Origin of the sequence: Variovorax sp. DAIF25 (assembly GCF_050711835.1) — a bacterium.
GTDB lineage: Bacteria > Pseudomonadota > Gammaproteobacteria > Burkholderiales > Burkholderiaceae_C > Variovorax.
This window is the reverse complement of record NZ_CP136636.1, coordinates 1,421,230-1,435,703: the sequence shown is the minus strand read 5'-3', so window position 1 is coordinate 1,435,703 and position 14,474 is coordinate 1,421,230. Positions and strand designations below refer to the sequence as shown.

The following is a 14,474-nucleotide window of genomic DNA, read 5'->3' as shown; positions in this document are numbered from 1 at the left end:
CGCATCGTACCCGCGTGCCGGCGTTTCGCGCTGACCGGAGGCTGACAGGGGCCGCCTTGCCACAGGGGCGGATGGCCTCAGACGCCCCAGGCCTCGAACACCGCCTGCCGCACCACCTCGACCGCCGGCGCCCGCGCACCCGCGGCCGGTTCGATCCAGCACAGCCAGGTGTGGGCGCGCCAGCCAGGCCAGATCGCGAGCTCGCCGTGGCGCTCGCCCTGCTCGGCCTGGTCGAGCCGCATCAGCCCCGCGCCCATGCCGCTCGCGACCATGCTGCGCACCGCGCTCTCGCTGTCGGCGGTGCGGCCCTGGCGGTACTCGCGGCCGGCACCGGCGAACAGGCGGTCGAGGTGCGCTCGCAGCACGCAGGTGGGCGGCGTGCCGACCCAGGGCTGCTCGGTGAGCGCCTCGAGCGACAGGCCCGGATGGGCGTCGGCCATCGGCAGCGGCAGCACGACCACCAGGTCGACCGGCGCCAGCCGGTGCAGCGCCAGGCCTTCGCGCGAAGCCACGTCGCTCAGCGTGTAGGCACAGTCGAGCTCGCCGCGCTCGACCGCCGAGGCGGTCTCGTACGACAGCCCCTGGCGCAGTTGCAGCGTGACCTGCGGATGGCGTTCGGCCAGCTTCACGAGCACGCCGCCGAGCCGCAGCGAGACCGGGTCGACCACGGTGCCGAAGCGCACCACCCCCTGCGCGGCGCCGCGCAGCTGCTCGGCGGCCGAGCGCATGCGCAGTGCCGAGGCCAGCGTGCGCTCGGCCTCCTCGAGCAGGCTCTGGCCCGCGGGCGTGGGCGTCATGCCGCGCGGCGTGCGCTCGAACAGGCGCACGCCGAGCTCGTCCTCGAGCGCCTTGAGCTGCGCGCTCACGGCGGGCGCGCTGGTGAACACGCGCTCGGCGGCGCGCGTGAGGCTGCCCTCGCGGGCGATGGCGACGAAGGTCTTCAGCTGGTAGAGCTCCATGGCGGCCGATTGTGAGCGCGCGGCGGCGCGCGGTCCCTTCGTTTTTTCGGAGGGCCCGCTCCAAAGAAGCGAATGGCATTCGCGCGGCCCCGCCCCGATCCTCGGACATCGACTCCTTCATCGTCCGAAAGCCCTCCATGTCCCGATCCCAACGCCTGTACGGCATCGCCGCCTTGCTCTTCGCCACCTCCGGCTGGGGCTCCCTGTTCCTCGTCAGCAAGGGCGTGCTCCACCACGTCGAACCCGTGTGGTTCACGCTGATCCGCTACAGCCTGTCGGCGCTGCTGTTCGCGCTGCTGGTGCTGCCGCGCGGCGCCGCGCCCTGGCGCAGGCTGCGCCGCCATGCGGGAGCGCTGGCGCTGCGCGGCGCGGCCGGCTTCGGGGTGTTCAGCGTGCTGCTGCTGATCGGCCTCGCGCACTCGGTGCCCTCGCACGGCGCGGTGATCATCGCCACCACGCCGATGACCACGCAGCTCGTGCGCTGGCTGCTCGACGGCGTGCGCCCCTCGCGCGCCGCGCTGCTCGCCACCGCGCTGGCGCTCGCGGGCGTGGCGATCGTCTCGGGTCTCATCGGCGGTCATGGCGGCCACGGCGGCGCGGGCAACGCCACGCTGTTCGGCGACGCCATCGCCTTCGTCGGCACCTTGGGCTGGGTCTGGTACACGCGCGGCGCGGCGCGCTTTCCCGAGCTCGACGCGGTCGAGTACAGCGCGCTCACGGTGCTGGCCGCGTGGCCGGTGCTGCTGGCCGCCGCGGTCGGTGCCGCGCTGCTCGGCTGGTCGGCGGCGCCGAGCCTCGAAGGGCTGCGGCTGTCGTGGCAGGCGCTGCTGTTCGTCGGCGTGGTGCCCTCGGCCGCCTCGGTGCTGGCCTTCAACCATGGCGTGCGCACGCTCGGCGCCGTCACCGGCACCGCCTTCCTCAACTTCGTGCCGGTGTCGGCGCTGCTGATGAGCGCGGCGCTCGGCACCCTGCCCACGGCGAACGAGTTGCTGGGCATGGCGATGGTGGTGGCGGCGCTCCTGATCCATACCGCCCTGAACCGCAAGGCCAACGCCCTGCCCGCGGCAAGGATCGCGCCGCCCCCGCAGAATCCCTGCACCTACCGCACCCCTGGAGCCACGACACCGTGAGCAGCGACACCCCCCGCCTCTTCGAGCCGATGCGGCTCGGCCCGCTTTCGCTCGACAACCGCATCCTGATCGCGCCGATGTGCCAGTACTCGGCGAGCGAGGGCACGCCGGGCGACTGGCACCTGATCCATCTCGGCCATCTCGCGCTGTCGGGCGCGGGGCTGCTGATCCTCGAGGCCACCGCGGTCGAGGCCGAGGGCCGCATCACGCCGGGCGACCTCGGACTCTATTCGGACGCCAACGAGGCGGGCCTGGCGCGCGTGCTCGCCGCCGTGCGCGCCCATTCGTCGATGCCCATCGCGATGCAGCTCGGCCACGCCGGGCGCAAGGCCTCGAGCCGCGCGCCCTGGGAAGGCGGCGCGCAGATCCGGCCCGGCGAGCCCGGCGGCTGGAAGGCCTTCGCGCCCTCGGCAGTGCCGCACGCACCCGGCGAGGACGTGCCGCTCGCGCTCGACGCCGAGGGCCTGGCGCGCGTGCGCGAGGCCTTCGTGGCCGCCGCCCGCCGTGCCGCGCGGCTCGGCATCGAGGGCATCGAGATCCATGCCGCGCATGGCTACCTGCTGCACCAGTTCCTGTCGCCGCTGGCCAACCACCGCGACGACGCCTACGGCGGCAGCCTCGAGAACCGGCTGCGCTTTCCGCTCGAGGTGTTCGACGCGGTGCGCGCCGTCTTCCCGGCCGATCGGCCCGTGTGGGTGCGCGTGTCGGCGGTCGACTGGGTGGAAGGCGGCTGGGACCTCGAGGGCACCGTGGCCTTCGCCAAGGCACTCGAGGCGCGCGGCTGCGCGGCCATCCATGTCTCGAGCGGCGGCGTGTCGCCGAAGCAGGCGATCGCGCTGGGCGCGGGCTACCAGGTGCCGTTCGCCGAACGCGTGAAGGCCGAGGTCGGCATCCCGGTGATCGCGGTCGGCCTGATCACCGAGGCGCGGCAAGCCGAGGCCATCCTCGCCGAGGGCAAGGCCGATGCCATCTCGCTGGCGCGCGCGATCCTCTACGACCCGCGCTGGCCCTGGCACGCGGCCGCCGAACTCGGTGCGCAGGTGAAGGCGCCCGTGCAGTACTGGCGCTCGCAGCCGCGCGAGTTCAAGGACCTGTTCGAGAACGCGAAGTTCGGGGCGCGCTGAACGCCTTCAGCGCAGCGCCTCGAGCCAGAACAAGGTCTGCCGCACCTCGATCGCCTCGCCCGCCTGCTGCCGGCGATGCAATTGCGCGAGCGCATCGCGCGTGCCCTCGATCGTGAAGTCGGGGCAGACATAGGGCACGTTCTTCAGGTACCAGGCGAAGGCGCCCACGTCGGCGAAGCGCAGCAGCTCGGCGCCCGCCTCGGCGCGCAGGATCTCGAAGCCCGCGCGCTCGAGCTGGCGCCGCGCGATATCGAGCCGCCACTCGGGCGGTGGCTCGGCCGGTGCCAGGCCCGCGAGCCGGTAGTGGTCGGCATTGAAGTCCGAGGCCACCTGCTGCGTGAGGAAGTGGCCGCCGCGCGCGAGCACGCGCGCCACCTCGGCCGGCACGAAGGACTCGTGGCGGTTGACCACCAGGTGGAACTCGCCGTCGGCGAAGGGCAGCGGCGCGTCGTCGTGCGCATCGCCATCGTCCTGCGCGCCGTTGTCGAGCGCGCCCTCCACCGCCACCACCTCGATGCACAGCGGCGCGAGCCGCTCGCGCGCCACCGCGACGTTGGGCGCCCAGCCCTCGGTGGCGACGGTGCGCGCGGGACGCAGCGGCAGCCGGCTGAGCCACTCGCCGCCACCCGTGCCCATGTCGAGCAGGTCGGGCGACTGGCGCGCGCGGTGGACCACCGCCTGTTCGAAATCCCAGGGCACGGCGGTGGTCGCGATGCGGCCATCGCAGGACAGGTCCCAGCCGACCAGCGGCTTGCGCGCAGCCTCGGCCAGCAGTCGATCGAATTCGGTCATCGCGCCAGTCTGCCGCACGGCGGCCTCAGGGCGCGAGCGTGCGATAGAAGTAGGTGGTGTCGCAGAAGCCGCCGCGCGGCAGCAGCGCATAGCCGGGGATGGTGCCGCTGCGCTGCCAGCCCGAGCGTTCGTAGAGCCGCTCGGCCTCGGGGCTCGAGGTGTCGAGCACCAGCAGCGTCTTGCCGCTGTCGCGCGCGGCCTGCTCGGCCGCCTGCATCAGCAGCGCGCCGAGCCCCTGGCGCCGAGCGCGCCGGTGCACCAGCATCTTCGCGAGGTCGGCGCGGTGCGGCTGGTTGTCGGGCTGGTCGAGCACGAGCTGCACCGTGCCGACGATGCCCTGCGCATCCTCCACCACCATCAGCGCGCGCTCCCCGCGCGCCACGCCGTCGGCCACCTTGCGCCAGAAGGCCAGCGCCTGCTCGAGCGACAGCGGATGCATGAAGCTCACCGAGGCATCGCCGTCGACGCAGTCGATCAGCAGCTCGGCCAGCGATTGCAATTGCGCCGCGTCCACCGCCCGCAGGCGGCGCACCCGGTGGAGGCTGGTGGGGCTCGTGGGGTTCATGGCGTTCGTTCTCACTTCCAGACATCGGGATGGGGGCTCACGATCGCGACCGCATAGCGGGCGGTCTCGCGCGTGGGATTGAAGTAGGCGACGGGCCGGTCGAGCACCATCGCGAGGCAGTCGCCCGCATCGAGCCGGTGGCGCTCCTCGCCCACCGTGATCTCGATCGTTCCCTCGAGCATCCAGACCTGCTGGTGCACCTGCGACTCGCGCGCGCCCGATTCGTAGGCCACGCGCGCCTTGGGCGGGAACAGCACCTCGACGATCTGCAGCGGCGAGGCGATACCGCCGGGCGACACGTTGCGCCGCAGGTAGCCCGACGAGGGATCGCGCCATTGCGGCTGGTCGGCGCGGCGCGCCACCGGATCGGCGCGCGGGCGCGGCTCGTCGAACAGCGCGGCCAGCATGGTGCCGAGGCCGGTCGCGAGCTTCTCGAGCACCACCGCCGTGGGGCTGCTCTCGCCGCGCTCGATCAGCGAGATCATCGAGCGGCTGACCCCGCTCTGCGCGGCCAGCGCCTCGAGCGAGAGGCCACGCGCGGCGCGCAGTTCGCGCACGCGGCGGGCGATGCGGTCGTTGAGGGGGACGGGAGCTTCTTCTTTCATGCTGGATTTATTCTCCAACATGATGGAATGACGGTCAAGCCGGCGATGCCGCCTCGCGCAGTGCCTTGTAGGCGGCCACGAGCTCATCGAGCGAGAACGCGCGATTGAGTCCGCTGGGATTGGGCAGGACCCAGGTCTCGATGCCGGCGAAGGGTTCGGGCTGGCGGCCCCATTCGATCTGCGGGCGCCCCGTCATGCCCGCATAGGCGGCCTTGCCGAGGAACGCGAGGCGGCGCGGGCCGCAGGCGGCGATCTTGCGGGTGAAGGCCTCGGTGGCGGCCGCGAATTCATGCGCGGCCAATTGGCTCGCGCGCGCCGTCGGCCGGCCGACGGCCGTGGTCAGGCCGTAGCCGCGTTGCAGCAGCTGCGGCGCCTGGGCGGGCTGCATCAGCACCGGCGTGAAGCCGGCCAGGTGCAGCACGCGCCAGAAGCGGTTGCCCCGGCCTTCGAAGTGAAGGCCCGAGGCGGCCGCGCGCTGGCCCGGGTTGATGCCGCAGAAGACGATGGCGAGGCCGGGGGCGAGGAGGTCGGGCAGAGCCTGCGCGGTCATTCGGGGCGGTTCCTTGCGTGGAATTGTCGCCCCGCGGGCCTCAGCGCCAGCCGCCCGAGGCGCAGATGCGCTCGCCGGTCAGCCAGGCCGAATCGTCGGACGCGAGGAACACGACCACCGGGGCGATGTCTTCCGGGCGCCCGAAACGGTTGCCCAGCGGGGTCTGCGACACCATCTGCTTTCCCATGTCGCTCTCGACGAAGCCGATGCGGCGCGTGCCCTCGGTCTCGGTGTGGCCCGGCGCCACCGTGTTGACGCGGATGTTGCGCGCGCCCAGTTCCTTCGACAGCGCGACCGAGATCGCATCCATGGCGGCCTTCGTCGCCGCGTAGATCGATGCGTTCGGGAACGGGTTGTCGCTGATCACCGTGCCGATGTTGACGATGCTGCCCCCGCTGGCCGGAAATGCCTTCAGGGCCTCCTGCGTCAGCAGCACCGGACCGAGGACGTTGGTGTTGAACTGCCAGTGGAAGACCTCCTCGGTGACGGCATCGATCGGCTCGAACTGGAACACGCCCGCGTTGTTGACCAGCACGCTCGGCGTTCCCAGCGCCTTCACGGTCTCGGCGAACAGCCGCTGGACGTCCGGGGCCCTGGCGACGTCGCCCTGCACGGCGATCGCCCGGCCGCCGGCGACACGGATCGCGTCCACGACGCCGTCCGCCCCGGCCTTGTCGGTGGCGTAGTTGACCGCGACGGCGGCGCCCGACGCGGCCAGCGCGCGTGCGATGCCGGCGCCGATGCCCTTGGAGCCGCCGGTGACGATGGCGACTTTGCCTTTGAGATTGTTCAAGATGTACTCCGATGAGGGTGGGTGGATTCAGGCGGGTGTTGCATCGCCCCATGCGCCCGGAGACGCGGGGACCGCTTGCAACGACCTGGATCGAATGATCGGGACGGCGCCGCATCCGCACCAGACAGGTGGCGGGCATACCGGCCATTCCCGCTGCGCATACCCCATGGGCGAGCCGTCTCGGACCGCATGCACACCGCGCCCCTATGATCGGGCGCGTCAAGGAAGAAGGCCGCCCGTGGACAGATTCGCTGCAATCGAAACCTTCGTGGCCGTCGTGGAAACGGGCTCGTTCTCCGCGGCGGCGCGCCGGCTCGAGGTCGGGCAACCGGCGGTCTCCAAGTCGGTGGCGAACCTCGAGGACCGGCTCGGCGCGCGCCTGCTGCTGCGCGGCAGCCGGCAACTGACGCCCACCGAGACCGGGCGCGCCTACTACGCCTACGCGCGTCGCGCGCTCGACGAAGCCGAGGAGGCCGAGCAGGCGGCCCGGGGCAGCGCCGTCGCGCTGACCGGCAGCCTGCGGGTCTGCGCGGCCGTCACCTTCGCCCGCCTGCACGTGGTTCCGCAGCTGAAGACCTTCCTCGCGGCCCATCCCGGCCTGTCGATCGACGTCATGCTCGATGACCGGAACGTGGACCTGCTCGAGGCGGGCATCGACGTGGCCTTGCGCATGGGCGAATTGCCCGACTCGGCGATGACGGCGCGCCGGATCGCGCAGTCCCGGCGCCTGGTCGTGGCGACGCCCGCCTACCTGGCGCTCGCCGGCACGCCGCGATCGCCCGCCGACCTGGCGGGACACCAGGCCGTCGTCTACGACCGCGGCGGTGGCGGCAGCGCCTGGCAATTCAGGCGCGAAGGAAGCGAGGCCTCCGTGGTGCTCTCCGGGCGGCTGCGCGTGACGGCGGCCGAAGGCGTGCGCGCGGTGGTGCTCGCCGACATGGGGCTGGCCATCGCCTCCGCGTGGATGTTCGCGCCGGAACTGGGGGATGGCCGGGTCGTGGAAGTGCTCCCCGGATGGGAGCTGCCGCCCGTGGACCTGTGGGCGATGTATCCGTCGGGGCGGCGGGCCGGCGCGAAGGCGCGCGCCTTCGTCGACCATGTGCAGGCCACGCTCGCAGAGCATGGCCCTCACTGACGAGGCGCGACGCGATCGAAGGGCGAGCCGAGGCTCGCCCTCCCCTTGATCACTCCACCGTCACGCTCTTCGCCAGGTTGCGCGGCTTGTCCACGTCCGTGCCGCGCGCGCAGGCCGTGTGATAGGCCAGCAGCTGCAGCGGCACCACGTGCAGCAGCGGCGACAGCGCGCCGTAGTGCTCGGGCATGTGGATCACGTGCAGGCCTTCGCTGCTCTTGATCTTCGAGTCGCCGTCGGCCAGCACGTAGAGCACGCCGCCGCGCGCGCGCACTTCCTGCAGGTTGCTCTTGAGCTTCTCGAGCAGGGCGTCGTTGGGCGCCACGGCGACCACCGGCATCTCGCTGGTCACCAGCGCGAGCGGGCCGTGCTTGAGCTCGCCGGCGGCATAGGCCTCGGCGTGGATGTAGGTGATCTCCTTGAGCTTGAGCGCGCCCTCGAGCGCGATCGGGTAGTGCAGGCCGCGGCCCAGGAACAGCGCGTTGTCCTTGCGCGCGAAGTCCTCGGCCCAGTTGATGATCTGCGGCTCGAGCGCGAGCACCGACTGCAGCGCGACCGGCAGGTGGCGCATCTCCTTGAGGTAGCGCGCCTCGTCTTCCGCGCTCAGCAGGCCCTTCGACTGCGCGATCGCCAGCGTGAGCAGGAACAGGCCCGCGAGCTGGGTGGTGAAGGCCTTGGTCGAGGCCACGCCGATCTCGACGCCGGCGCGCGTGATGTAGGCCAGCTTGCACTCGCGCACCATGGCGCTGGTGGCGACGTTGCAGATGGTCAGGGTCTGCTCCATGCCGAGCGAGCGCGCATGCTTGAGCGCGGCCAGGGTGTCGGCGGTCTCGCCCGACTGGCTGATGGTGACGACCAGGGTGCGCGGATCGGGCACCGAGTCGCGGTAGCGGTACTCGCTCGCGATCTCGACCTGGGTCGAGATCTTCGCGATGCCCTCGAGCCAGTACTTGGCGGTGCAGCCGCTGTAGTAGCTGGTGCCGCATGCCAGGATCAGGATGCGGTCGATGTCCTTGAACACGCGGTGCGCGCTGGCGCCGCTCTGCTTGCCGTCCTGGCCGATGCCGTCGAACAGCTCGGGCACGATGCCTTCCACGCCCTCGAGCGTGTCGCCGATGGCGCGCGGCTGCTCGAAGATCTCCTTCTGCATGTAGTGGCGGTAGGGGCCGAGCTCGGCCGCGCCGCTGTGGGCCTGCACGGTGCGCACCGGGCGCTGCACCGGCTTGTGGGCGCGGTCGACGATCCAGTACTTGCCGGGCTGCAGGTCGACCACGTCGCCCTCCTCGAGGTACACGATCTGGTCGGTGACGCCGGCCAGCGCCATCGCGTCGCTGGCCAGGAAGTTCTCGGCACCGTCCTTGCCGGCGCCCAGGATCAGCGGCGAACCGGCGCGCGCGCCGACCACGCGCTGCGGCTCGTCGCGGCTGATCACGGCGATGGCGTAGGCGCCCGTGAGCTGGCGCACGGCGCCCTTCACGGCCTCGAACAGGTCGCCGTCGTAGAGGCTGTCGACCAGGTGGGCGATGACCTCGGTGTCGGTCTGGCTCTCGAACACGTAGCCCTTGGCTTCGAGGCTGGCACGCAGCGCCTCGTGGTTCTCGATGATGCCGTTGTGCACCAGCGCGATGCGGCCGGGCCGCGCTTCCTGCGCGCCGGCGCCCGGGCCGTGGCTGAAGTGCGGGTGCGCGTTGTGCACCGCGGGCGCGCCGTGCGTGGCCCAGCGGGTGTGGGCGATGCCGGTCAGGCCCTCGAGCTTGTCCTCGGCCACCTGGGTCTGGAGGTCGGCCACGCGCGAGGTGGTGCGCGCGCGCGTCAGGCCGCCCGCATGCACGGCCACGCCGCAGGAGTCATAGCCGCGGTACTCGAGCCGCTGCAGGCCTTGGACCAGGACCGGGACGATGTTTCGATGGGAAGCCGCGCCGACGATGCCGCACATGGTTGTCTTGCCTTTGGAAAGGAATGAGGGAGAACGAAAAGAATTGCTGCGAATGGTAGGGAGGGTGAAAAGAAATTTGCCGTCTAAATTTCCATGAATTTGGACTTTTCTTTCATCACATCAGGTCGATGAATTTTTATTCCATAATTTCACGAATCATGGAATCCATTGCACTAGACGCCATCGACCTGAAGCTGCTCGACGCCCTGCAGCGCGACGCTTCGGCCACCAACCAGAAGCTGGCGGCCGCCGTGGGCATCTCGCCGCCGACCTGCCTGCGGCGGGTCCAGCGGCTGTGGCAGGAGGGATTGATCGAGCGGCAGGTGGCGCTGCTGTCGCCCGACCGGCTGGCCGCCGTGCTGGGCCACGGGCTGCAGGCGGTGGTGGAGATCTCGCTCGACCGGCAGGACGCCGAGTCTCTCGAGGCCTTCGAGGCGCGCGTGATCGCGGACGACGCGGTGCAGCAGTGCTGGCGCGTGTCGCCGGGACCGGATTTCGTGTTGGTGGTGGCCGCGCGCGACATGCCCGGCTACGGGGCGCTGGTGCAGCGGCTGTTCACCGCCGACGCCAACGTGCGCAACGTCAAGGCCTTCTTCAGCCTCAAGCGCGCGAAGTTCGAGCCGCGGGTGCCGCTGACGTCGCTGGCGCCCGCGGGCTGAGGCGCGTCAGGCCTTCGGCTTCTTCTGCGGCCGCTGCCAGTTCGGGATCGTGACCTGCTTGCCGCGCGCGACGATGAGCGCGCCCGGCGGCGTGGTCTTGCTGATGGTGGAGCCGCCGCCGATGGTGCCGCCCGCGCCGATGGTGACCGGCGCCACCAGCACGCAGTTGCTGCCGATGTGCACGTCGTCCTCGAGCACGGTGCGGTGCTTGTTGGCGCCGTCGTAGTTGGCCGTGATGCTGCCCGCGCCGTAGTTGACGCGCGCGCCCACGGTGGCGTCGCCCAGGTAGGCCAGGTGGTTGGCCTTGGCGCCGGCGGCCAGGGTGGAGTTCTTGACCTCGACGAAGTTGCCGATGTGCACCTCGGTGCCGAGCTGGGCGCCGGGGCGCAGCCGCGCGAAGGGGCCGATCAGCGCGCGCTCGCCGACCGTCACGCCGGCCTTCTCGCCATCGATGTGGGTGAAGGGATGGATCACGGCGCCGGCCTCGATGCGGGCATTGGCGATCACGCAGTTGGCGCCGATGCGCACGCCCTCGCCGAGCGAGACCTGGCCCTCGAACAGGCAGTTGACGTCGATCTCGACGTCGCCGCCGCATTCGAGCGTGCCGCGCAGGTCGAAGCGCGCCGGGTCGGCCAGCCGCACGCCCTGGGTCATCAGGGCCTCGGCCTGGCGGCGCTGGAAGGCGCGCTCGAGCTCGGCCAGCTGCACCGGGCTGTTGATGCCGGCCACCTGCAGGCCGTCGGTCGTGATGTGGGCCACCACCGGCACGCCGTCGGCCGCGGCGTGCTTGACGATGTCGGTCAGGTAGTACTCGGCCTGGGCGTTGCGGTTGTCCAGCCGCTCGAGCCAGCCCTTGAGCAGCTTCGCGGGCGCGGCCATCACGCCGCTGTTGATCTCGCGCACCGCGCGCTGCGCCTCGCTGGCGTCCTTGTGCTCGACGATGGCGGTCACCTCGCCGCCCGCGGCGTTGCGGATGATGCGGCCGTAGCCGGTGGGGTCGTCCAGCTCGATGGTCAGCAGCGCCAGCCGCTCGCCGCCGCTGGCGGCGATCAGGGTGCGCAAGGTGTCCTCGGCGATCAGCGGCACGTCGCCCGAGAGGATCACCACCGTGCCGTCGTCGGGCAGGAGCGGCGTGGCCTGCTGCACCGCGTGGCCGGTGCCCAGCTGCGGCTCCTGGCGCGCGAAGCGCAGCGAGGCGGCCTCGGGCGAGGCGGCCATGGCGGCCTCGACCTGTTCGGCGCCGTGGCCGGTGACGATCACCACGTGCCGGGCGCCGATGCGCGCGGCGGTGCCGGTCACGTGCGACAACAGTGCGCGGCCGGCCAAACGATGCAACACTTTGGGAAGCCTGCTCTTCATGCGCGTGCCCTTGCCGGCCGCCATGATCACGACGTCGACCGGTCCCTGGTTGCCCTGCTTCGGAATCTGATTCATGCCTTTTTCTACCCGGATGCGTTGTTTCAAGCTGGCGCGGATTATCGGCGTGATGGCGCTGGTGGCCGTCCTGGGGGCTTGCAGCGCCATCAAGCTGGCCTACAACAACCTGCCCGAGCTCAGCTACTGGTGGCTCGACGGCTACCTCGATTTCGACGGTTCGCAGACGCCCAAGGTGCGCGACGAGCTCGCGCAGCTGCTCGACTGGCACCGGCGCAACGAGCTGCCGAAGATCGCGGCGCTGCTGCAGGAGGCCGAGACGCTGGCGCCCGGCGAGGTCACGCCGGCCCAGGCCTGCGCCATGACCGACCGCATCCGCGACCGGCTGCTGGCGGTCAGCGAGCGCGCCGAGCCCGCGGGCACCGAGCTGTTGCTGAGCCTCAGCGAGGCCCAGCTGCAGCAGCTCGAGCGCAAGTACGCGAAGAACAACGCCGACTACCGCAAGGACTGGCTCGACCGCTCGCCGGCCCGGGTGCAGGAGAAGCGCTACGACCAGTTCCTCGACCGCTTCGAGGACTTCTACGGCCGGCTTTCGCCCGAGCAGCGCGAGCTGCTGCGCCAGCAGGTGGCGCAGTCGGTGTTCGACCCGAAGCTGCAGGACGTGGAGCGTCGCAAGCGCCAGCAGGAGGCGCTGGTGCTGCTGCGCGGCTTCGTCGCGAACCGCACGCCGCCCACCGAGGCGCGCGCCGCGCTGCATGCCTACCTGCAGCGCATCGCCGATCCGCCGCCGGGCCCCTGGCGCGAGCAGCAGCAGGCGCTGCTGCAGGAAGGTTGCCGCAACCTGGCCGCGCTGCACAACGGCACCAGCGCGGCGCAGCGCGCGCAGGCGGTCAAGCGGCTGCAGGCCTACCAGAACGACCTGCGGCAGCTGGTGGCCGGCGGCTGAGCCGGCGCCCCCCCCGGGTCAAATCAGCGGCGTGGGCCGCAGCGGGCGCTCGAAATAGTCGCCCAGCGCCTCGAGCGCGCGCGGCTCGAGGATGCGCAGCCAGCGGTCGTCGAGCTTGTAGAGCCCGAGCTGCGACAGCCGCCGCAAGGTCTTGTTGGTGTGGACCAGCGACAGCCCGAGCGCATCGGCGATGTGCTGCTGGTTGAGCGGGAACTCGACCCAGCCGTCGCGCACCATGCCCACGCGCTCGGCGCGGCGGTACAGGTGCATCAGCAGCATCGCCACGCGCTCGACGGCGCTGCGCCGGCCGGTGGTGACGAGGTTGTCGTCGATCATCTTTTCCTCGCGCGCGGCCAGCCAGGTGATGTCGTAGCCGAGCTTGGGCTCGGCATGGAACAGCTCCCACAGCCGGTCGCGCGCGAACACGCACAGCGAGACCTCGGTCAGGGCCTCGACGCCGTGGGTCTGGCCGTCGGCGAACTCGTCCTGCAGCCCGACGAAGTCGCCGGGCAGCAGCACGTTGAGGATCTGCCGCCGGCCGTCGCTCAGGGTCTTGTAGCGGAAGGCCCAGCCCGAATAGAGCGTGAACAGCTGCGGGCTGCGCCGGTGTTCCTCGATGATCGAGCCGCCGGCCTCGACGCGGCGCGCGCCGATGCGGAACGATTCGATGGTGCGCAACTGGTCGGCGGACACCGGCAGGAAGGCCGGCAGCTGACGCAGCGCGCAACGGCTGCAGGGGTGGGGCCCGTTCTCCGGGGCGGCGGGTGTGGGGTACTGGTCGGGCACCACCGACTATAGGCATCGAGGGGGGTGGGACCGGTATGTCTTTTTACATTTCGTGATGTCGGACGGCTGCCTACACTGCGCTCGCTTTTCCCATCCCGGCCCATGATTCCCGACGAACAGACGCAAGCTCCCGCGCCCGCCCCGGCGCTCTCCGAGATCCTCTACTGCAGCGAGCTTGCGCCCGACCTGCCGCCCGACACGGTGGCCAACATCGTCGCGCGCGCCCGCGCGCGCAACGGCGAACTCGGCATCACCGGGCTGCTGGTCTTCGACGGCCAGCGCTTCTGCCAGCACATCGAGGGACCGCCCGACGCCCTGCGCTCGCTGATGGACCGCATCGCGCGCGACCCGCGCCATGTCGACGTGCGCGTGGCCTGGCAGGGCGAACTGGCCGCGCGCCGCTACAGCGGCTTCCGGCTCGGGCTGGCCGAGAGCGAGGGGCCCGACCTGATGGCCGGCGTGCATGCGCTCGACGGCGAGGTCGCGCTCAAGCATTTCCTGGCGCTGCGCCGCAGTTTCGACATCAACGGCTGAAGACGGCCGCGCCAAAGGAAAAGGGCCGGACGATGCGCGAAGCGCCGTCCGGCCCCTTGGTATGACGGGCGCGGCTCGCGCCGCCGCCCGATGGCCCAGGATCGATCAGGAAACCCGCGGGATCAAGCGGCGTCCCACGTGTACGTGGCGCCGTAGCCGTCCCAGGCCTCCATCACGATGCGCTGGCCGGCCGCCACGGTGAGCGACTCACCGGGGGCGAGCACCAGGTCCTCGCTCGGGTTCTCGAGCGTGGCATCGGGCGTGATCCAGACCCGGCCCTGGCGCACGCGCAGCACGCTGTCGCCGCGCGCCTTCAGGCTCATCGCCTCGCCGGGCGCGATTTGCCAGGCACCGCGGCGCACGGCCGGCGGAATCGCGGCGGCGGTGTTGCGGTTGGGCAGCGACAGGGTGGACAGCGTAGAGGTGGTGCAGACGGCAGTGGACATGATGGGCTCCTAGGTGTTTGCCGAATCGCGAATCAATGGGTGCTTGGAAAAGGAGGCAGCAATGGCGCGGTTCGGGAATGAATGATCGTTTCCCGGCCGTTGGCAGTCCAATGAAAAGGAGGTAGCCTACTGATTCCGGTTTC

16 protein-coding genes are annotated in these 14,474 nt (G+C 71.2%); 6 read left to right on the top strand and 10 right to left on the bottom strand.

The window, feature by feature from the left end:
- Positions 1-77: 77 nt before the first annotated feature.
- On the bottom strand, positions 78-959 hold the full coding sequence (locus R0232_RS06555) for a LysR family transcriptional regulator (protein WP_431511608.1): 882 nt from the start codon (positions 957-959) through the stop codon (positions 78-80).
- A gap of 137 nt (positions 960-1,096) precedes the next feature.
- Here R0232_RS06555 and R0232_RS06550 point away from each other — a divergent pair, with 137 nt between their 5' ends.
- Both R0232_RS06550 and R0232_RS06545 read left to right on the top strand, forming a co-directional pair.
- Positions 1,097-2,089: a DMT family transporter gene (locus tag R0232_RS06550; RefSeq protein ID WP_431511607.1), complete on the top strand. Its 993-nt coding sequence runs from the start codon at positions 1,097-1,099 to the stop codon at positions 2,087-2,089.
- A gap of 29 nt (positions 2,090-2,118) precedes the next feature.
- On the top strand, positions 2,119-3,213 hold the full coding sequence (locus R0232_RS06545) for an NADH:flavin oxidoreductase/NADH oxidase (protein ID WP_431512868.1): 1,095 nt from the start codon (positions 2,119-2,121) through the stop codon (positions 3,211-3,213).
- A 6-nt stretch (positions 3,214-3,219) separates the two neighbouring features.
- Here the strand turns inward: R0232_RS06545 and R0232_RS06540 are convergent, their stop codons facing one another.
- Genes R0232_RS06540 through R0232_RS06520 form a run of 5 tightly spaced genes read right to left on the bottom strand, consistent with a single transcriptional unit; the run spans position 3,220 to position 6,518 of the window.
- Positions 3,220-4,005, bottom strand: a complete 786-nt coding sequence (locus tag R0232_RS06540) for a class I SAM-dependent methyltransferase (RefSeq protein WP_431511606.1) — start codon at positions 4,003-4,005, stop codon at positions 3,220-3,222.
- 25 nt (positions 4,006-4,030) lie between these two features.
- Positions 4,031-4,570: an N-acetyltransferase family protein gene (locus R0232_RS06535; RefSeq protein WP_431511605.1), complete on the bottom strand. Its 540-nt coding sequence runs from the start codon at positions 4,568-4,570 to the stop codon at positions 4,031-4,033.
- A gap of 11 nt (positions 4,571-4,581) precedes the next feature.
- Positions 4,582-5,175 (bottom strand): helix-turn-helix domain-containing protein, encoded by a 594-nt coding sequence (locus R0232_RS06530; protein WP_431511604.1) that lies wholly within the window; start codon positions 5,173-5,175, stop codon positions 4,582-4,584.
- Between the two features lie 34 nt (positions 5,176-5,209).
- On the bottom strand, positions 5,210-5,725 hold the full coding sequence (mug, locus tag R0232_RS06525; RefSeq protein WP_431511603.1) for a G/U mismatch-specific DNA glycosylase: 516 nt from the start codon (positions 5,723-5,725) through the stop codon (positions 5,210-5,212).
- A gap of 40 nt (positions 5,726-5,765) precedes the next feature.
- Positions 5,766-6,518: an SDR family NAD(P)-dependent oxidoreductase gene (locus R0232_RS06520; protein WP_431511602.1), complete on the bottom strand. Its 753-nt coding sequence runs from the start codon at positions 6,516-6,518 to the stop codon at positions 5,766-5,768.
- Between the two features lie 238 nt (positions 6,519-6,756).
- Here R0232_RS06520 and R0232_RS06515 point away from each other — a divergent pair, with 238 nt between their 5' ends.
- The gene (locus R0232_RS06515) at positions 6,757-7,653 is read left to right on the top strand and encodes a LysR family transcriptional regulator (RefSeq protein WP_431511601.1); all 897 of its coding nucleotides are present in this window, start codon (positions 6,757-6,759) and stop codon (positions 7,651-7,653) included.
- Positions 7,654-7,702: 49 nt separating this feature from the next.
- On the opposite strand, the gene glmS is transcribed toward R0232_RS06515, so the two are convergent.
- A complete protein-coding gene (gene glmS / locus R0232_RS06510) occupies positions 7,703-9,586 on the bottom strand; it encodes a glutamine--fructose-6-phosphate transaminase (isomerizing) (RefSeq protein WP_093353592.1) in 1,884 nt (627 codons plus the stop codon).
- A 158-nt stretch (positions 9,587-9,744) separates the two neighbouring features.
- On the opposite strand from glmS, the gene R0232_RS06505 reads away from it, so the two are divergent.
- Positions 9,745-10,245, top strand: coding sequence for an Lrp/AsnC family transcriptional regulator (locus R0232_RS06505; RefSeq protein ID WP_431511600.1), 501 nt, complete (start codon positions 9,745-9,747; stop codon positions 10,243-10,245).
- Positions 10,246-10,251: 6 nt separating this feature from the next.
- Here the strand turns inward: R0232_RS06505 and glmU are convergent, their stop codons facing one another.
- Positions 10,252-11,679, bottom strand: coding sequence for a bifunctional UDP-N-acetylglucosamine diphosphorylase/glucosamine-1-phosphate N-acetyltransferase GlmU (gene glmU, locus R0232_RS06500; RefSeq protein WP_431511599.1), 1,428 nt, complete (start codon positions 11,677-11,679; stop codon positions 10,252-10,254).
- On the opposite strand from glmU, the gene R0232_RS06495 reads away from it, so the two are divergent.
- Entirely contained in the window at positions 11,678-12,565 is an 888-nt protein-coding gene (locus R0232_RS06495) for a DUF6279 family lipoprotein (protein WP_281077050.1), read from the top strand. The genes glmU and R0232_RS06495 overlap by 2 nt on opposite strands.
- An 18-nt stretch (positions 12,566-12,583) precedes the next feature.
- Here R0232_RS06495 and R0232_RS06490 read toward each other — a convergent pair whose 3' ends face one another.
- On the bottom strand, positions 12,584-13,285 hold the full coding sequence (locus tag R0232_RS06490; RefSeq protein ID WP_057596567.1) for a Crp/Fnr family transcriptional regulator: 702 nt from the start codon (positions 13,283-13,285) through the stop codon (positions 12,584-12,586).
- Positions 13,286-13,453: 168 nt separating this feature from the next.
- Here R0232_RS06490 and R0232_RS06485 point away from each other — a divergent pair, with 168 nt between their 5' ends.
- Positions 13,454-13,885: a BLUF domain-containing protein gene (locus R0232_RS06485; protein ID WP_208507773.1), complete on the top strand. Its 432-nt coding sequence runs from the start codon at positions 13,454-13,456 to the stop codon at positions 13,883-13,885.
- 122 nt (positions 13,886-14,007) lie between these two features.
- Here the strand turns inward: R0232_RS06485 and R0232_RS06480 are convergent, their stop codons facing one another.
- Positions 14,008-14,331 carry a DUF2917 domain-containing protein gene (locus R0232_RS06480; protein ID WP_093353579.1) on the bottom strand — a complete coding sequence of 108 codons (324 nt, stop codon included), beginning with the start codon at positions 14,329-14,331 and terminating at the stop codon, positions 14,008-14,010.
- Positions 14,332-14,474 lie beyond the last annotated feature (143 nt).

What these genes read in the sequence shown, in the direction of transcription:
- R0232_RS06480 (WP_093353579.1), bottom strand. Translation starts at nt 14,331, where the DNA reads ATGTCCACTGCCGTCTGCACCACCTCTACGCTGTCCACCCTGTCGCTG.
- R0232_RS06530 (WP_431511604.1), bottom strand. Translation starts at nt 5,175, where the DNA reads ATGAAAGAAGAAGCTCCCGTCCCCCTCAACGACCGCATCGCCCGCCGC.
- R0232_RS06540 (WP_431511606.1), bottom strand. Translation starts at nt 4,005, where the DNA reads ATGACCGAATTCGATCGACTGCTGGCCGAGGCTGCGCGCAAGCCGCTG.
- R0232_RS06505 (WP_431511600.1), top strand. Translation starts at nt 9,745, where the DNA reads ATGGAATCCATTGCACTAGACGCCATCGACCTGAAGCTGCTCGACGCC.
- R0232_RS06485 (WP_208507773.1), top strand. Translation starts at nt 13,454, where the DNA reads ATGATTCCCGACGAACAGACGCAAGCTCCCGCGCCCGCCCCGGCGCTC.
- R0232_RS06550 (WP_431511607.1), top strand. Translation starts at nt 1,097, where the DNA reads ATGTCCCGATCCCAACGCCTGTACGGCATCGCCGCCTTGCTCTTCGCC.
- glmU (WP_431511599.1), bottom strand. Translation starts at nt 11,679, where the DNA reads ATGAATCAGATTCCGAAGCAGGGCAACCAGGGACCGGTCGACGTCGTG.
- glmS (WP_093353592.1), bottom strand. Translation starts at nt 9,586, where the DNA reads ATGTGCGGCATCGTCGGCGCGGCTTCCCATCGAAACATCGTCCCGGTC.
- R0232_RS06535 (WP_431511605.1), bottom strand. Translation starts at nt 4,570, where the DNA reads ATGAACCCCACGAGCCCCACCAGCCTCCACCGGGTGCGCCGCCTGCGG.
- R0232_RS06555 (WP_431511608.1), bottom strand. Translation starts at nt 959, where the DNA reads ATGGAGCTCTACCAGCTGAAGACCTTCGTCGCCATCGCCCGCGAGGGC.
- mug (WP_431511603.1), bottom strand. Translation starts at nt 5,725, where the DNA reads ATGACCGCGCAGGCTCTGCCCGACCTCCTCGCCCCCGGCCTCGCCATC.
- R0232_RS06545 (WP_431512868.1), top strand. Translation starts at nt 2,119, where the DNA reads ATGCGGCTCGGCCCGCTTTCGCTCGACAACCGCATCCTGATCGCGCCG.
- R0232_RS06495 (WP_281077050.1), top strand. Translation starts at nt 11,678, where the DNA reads ATGCCTTTTTCTACCCGGATGCGTTGTTTCAAGCTGGCGCGGATTATC.